The 3,643-nt window shown below is 44.1% G+C and carries 5 protein-coding genes; all 5 read left to right on the forward strand.

All coding sequences use genetic code 11. The annotated features are described in order from the left end of the window. Positions 1–880, forward strand: an 880-nt coding sequence (locus tag AC1DWN_RS30290; protein ID WP_477562573.1) for an SPOR domain-containing protein, incomplete at its 5' end; no start/stop codon positions are given. Positions 881–941: 61 nt separating this feature from the next. Beyond that, positions 942–1,184: a DUF4321 domain-containing protein gene (locus tag AC1DWN_RS30295; protein ID WP_477562574.1), complete on the forward strand. Its 243-nt coding sequence runs from the start codon at positions 942–944 to the stop codon at positions 1,182–1,184. Positions 1,185–1,235: 51 nt separating this feature from the next. Continuing rightward, complete coding sequence (locus AC1DWN_RS30300; RefSeq protein WP_477562575.1) at positions 1,236–1,865, forward strand: Maf family protein; 630 nt, start codon at positions 1,236–1,238, stop codon at positions 1,863–1,865. Positions 1,866–1,917: 52 nt separating this feature from the next. Continuing rightward, positions 1,918–2,607, forward strand: a complete 690-nt coding sequence (radC, locus tag AC1DWN_RS30305) for a RadC family protein (protein ID WP_477562576.1) — start codon at positions 1,918–1,920, stop codon at positions 2,605–2,607. Between the two features lie 40 nt (positions 2,608–2,647). Further along, the coding region (locus AC1DWN_RS30310; RefSeq protein WP_477562577.1) for a rod shape-determining protein at positions 2,648–3,643 on the forward strand (996 nt) is incomplete at its 3' end.

The raw sequence follows: 3,643 nt of genomic DNA on the forward strand, positions 1-3,643 counted from the left end.
ATCTGTAGCAGGAGCGCTCGCCACTGGAGCGTTATTTGGGTACTTATTGCTCTCGTTATTTACAGGAGCGGCTATATGGCCAGGCGGGTCAAAGGATAAGATAGAATCAAAGCCAGCAATAAATAATAATGTGAATGCTGAAAAGGAACCTGGAACAAATTCAAACGAAATAACAAAGATTGACGATGTCGTTATGCTGCCTATTACTGATCCGATTGGCAAGGAGGGAGCTTCGACTGAAGGTCCCATGGTCTCTTTAGCAGGATTGGATAAAACCTATTATTTTTTACAATTTGGAGTGTTTAGCAATACAGAGGGTCGTGATCTCGCTTTAGATCAGCTGGCTGAAAAAGGGTTGGCAGCAGCTTCTATGAAAACAGCGGAGGACTATCGTGTATATGCGGGAATGTCTACTGATCGAAGTGAGGCTGCACTAATTCGCGGGCAGTTGTCGGAAATGGATCTTTACATTAAAGAGATGAGTATTGCAACACCGAAGCAAATTCCATTTGATGGAGATGCAGCATCAGCACAAGCCTTCTTTGAACAAACGAATAAGCTCGTCCAAATATTGGATGAGTTAGTATTAGCTCAGCTTGAGCAGCCATCTCTTTCACCAGTTGGTAAAACGGCAGCAGAAGCGTGGCAGCAGGAGTATCAGCAATGGACGGAAAATGCAGCAACTATGCGTACCGGAACGAAAGATGCGGCTAGTAAAACCTATCTGGATAAAGTGCTCAAATCTATGAATACAGCAGCTAAATCGATGCTTGAATATGATAAAAAACCGTCTCGCGCACATTTATGGTCAACGCAATCTGCAATCATGGAAGCAATCATTACACAAAAACAGTGGTTTGAGTCCATCAGCGCATTGTAAACACCTAACTTCCTGCGTATAATAGTCTTAGATGTCATTTCGTAGCGAGAGGCGTTGAAAGATGAAGAAAAACGGCTGGATCCTATTAGTATTCATCGTGCTAGGTTTATTGGCGGGTGCTTTAGTAGCACGCTGGCTGGCTCCAGTTCCAGGCCTCTCTTTTTTGACGAAGCCCATTGAAGCCTCATGGTCTCCCGCTATGGATTTGTACGTACTAGACTTTAATTTGTCGATTAATCTTCAATTTAGCTTGTTTAGTTTAATAGGGGCAATTGTAGCGATATGGTTGTACCGCAAAATGTAAATCGCATGGAAAAGATCAGCAGCAAGTATGAAGGAGCACAGTAATCGTTATATGGAAACTATACAATTACGCACTGAACCGATAAGTCAGCTTGTTCTGGCTTCTTCGTCACCGCGCCGGAAGGAACTGGTCGCATCGCTGAACCATTCCTTGCCGGTTTATATTTTGTCTACAGATACGGATGAATCAATCGAGATAGGCTGGACACCGGCACMGGTTGTAGAGAATCTCAGTTTACGGAAAGCCCAAGCGGCTTTAAGTATGCTGAAGCAGAAGGAGGACAAGCACTCCTCTCTCATTATCGGAGCTGATACGATTGTTGTATTAGATGGAGACGTGCTGGGCAAGCCTGCTCATGATGAAGAGGCTAAGGCGATGTTAAAACGTCTGCAAGGCCGTGCGCATGAGGTTTATACTGGGATTGCTTGCATGCAATCGATTAATGGTGAAGCGATTGTTGCCCATCGAATGACGAAAGTGCAGATGAAGCCGCTTAGTGAGCAGCAAATTATTCGTTATGTTGCAACTGGTGAGCCTAACGATAAAGCAGGGTCCTATGGTATTCAAGGTCTTGGCGCAACAATTGTCGAACGAATCGATGGCTGTTATTTTAATGTTGTCGGATTACCGTTATCTCTGCTTTCAGACATGCTGACTCAATATGACATTCATGTTTTTTGAAAAATAAGGCAATCTATTTATGAACTATATTTTGGTGGAGGCGGATAGGGACATGGAACCGCAATATACGGTTTTACGTGATGTCCCCCATGAAGAACGTCCAAGAGAGCGCATGATGCGATATGGGGCAGAAGCACTCAGCCATACTGAGTTGCTTGCAATATTGTTACGTACAGGCTCGGAGAAACAATCTGCAGTACATTTAGCAGGCGCATTATTAAAGCAATGCGGAAGTTTGCGCAATCTCATGGATATGAGCATGGAAGAAATGACCGCTATTCGAGGTATTGGTCCGGCTAAAGCTACTCAATTACGTGCAGGTATTGAGCTTGGCAGACGGATAACTCGCAGCCGATTAGGTGATGTAGTTACTGTTCGGAAGCCGCAGGATGCAGCGGAATATGTGATGGATGAACTTCGTTATTTGAAGAAGGAGCATTTTGTTTGCTTGTTTTTGAACACTAAAAATCATATTATTGCMCKGGAAACATTGTCGATGGGTACTTTGAATGCATCGCTTGTACATCCTCGTGAAGTATTTAGAGCAGCTATTCAAAAAAGCAGCGCCTCCATTATATGTGTCCATAATCACCCAAGTGGAGACCCAACGCCAAGTCCTGAGGACATTGCGCTTACAAAACGTTTGGCAGAGGCAGGACACTTAATGGGAATTGAGGTTTTGGACCATTTGGTTATAGGTGATGGTCGGTTTGTCAGTTTGAAGGAACAAGGTTATATGTAATATAATAAAGTGATTGGCGCAATTAGAAGGGAGCAACAACATGTTTGGTGGTTTTTCGAAAGATCTAGGAATTGATTTAGGTACTGCTAATACACTCGTGTTTGTCAAAGGAAAAGGTATCGTCGTAAGGGAGCCTTCAGTGGTTGCCATTCGTACGGATACAAAAACAATTGAAGCAGTTGGCGAACAAGCCAAAAAAATGATCGGTAGAACTCCTGGAAACATTCGTGCCGTTCGTCCTATGAAAGATGGCGTTATTGCTGACTTTGAGACGACAGCTACAATGATTAAATATTTTATGCGCTCTGCTCAAAAGCAACGGGCTCTATTCCCTCATCATCCAAACGTTATGATTTGCGTTCCTTCAGGAATTACAGCTGTTGAGAAACGTGCGGTTGAGGATGCTGCAAAACAAGCTGGGGCTCGTGAGGCTTATACAATCGAAGAGCCGTTTGCTGCGGCAATTGGCGCAGATTTGCCAGTGTGGGAGCCAACAGGAAGTATGGTTGTCGATATTGGAGGCGGAACAACAGAAGTAGCAGTAATTTCGCTAGGTGGAATTGTTACCAGCCGTTCTATTCGCGTTGCTGGAGATGAGATGGATGAAGCAGTCATCCAGTACATTAAACGTCAATACAATTTAATGATCGGTGAAAGAACATCTGAACAGTTAAAAATGGATATCGGATCCGCGTTGCAATTGGAACGTCCAGAAACGATTGAAATTCGTGGTCGCGATCTCGTTTCGGGTCTTCCGAAGACGCTCGCTATTACATCGGATGAAATTACAGAAGCATTAACGGATACGGTAAACGCTATTGTGGATGCTGTTAAAGTAACTCTCGAGAAATGTCCTCCAGAGCTCTCGGCTGATATTATGGACAGAGGTATCGTATTAACTGGCGGCGGAGCGTTGCTGCGCAACCTGGACAAGCTCTTACAGCGCGAGACGGGAATGCCAGTCATTGTAGCAGAAAATCCTTTGGATTGTGTAGCAATTGGAACTGGACGCTCACTTGACCACATCCATTTGTTC

The sequence above is a fragment of the Paenibacillus sp. P4_A7 genome (assembly GCF_056402455.1).

Bases quoted from the DNA above. Each gene is read 5' to 3' on its own strand.
- AC1DWN_RS30295 (WP_477562574.1), top strand. From the start codon at position 942: ATGAAGAAAAACGGCTGGATCCTATTAGTATTCATCGTGCTAGGTTTA.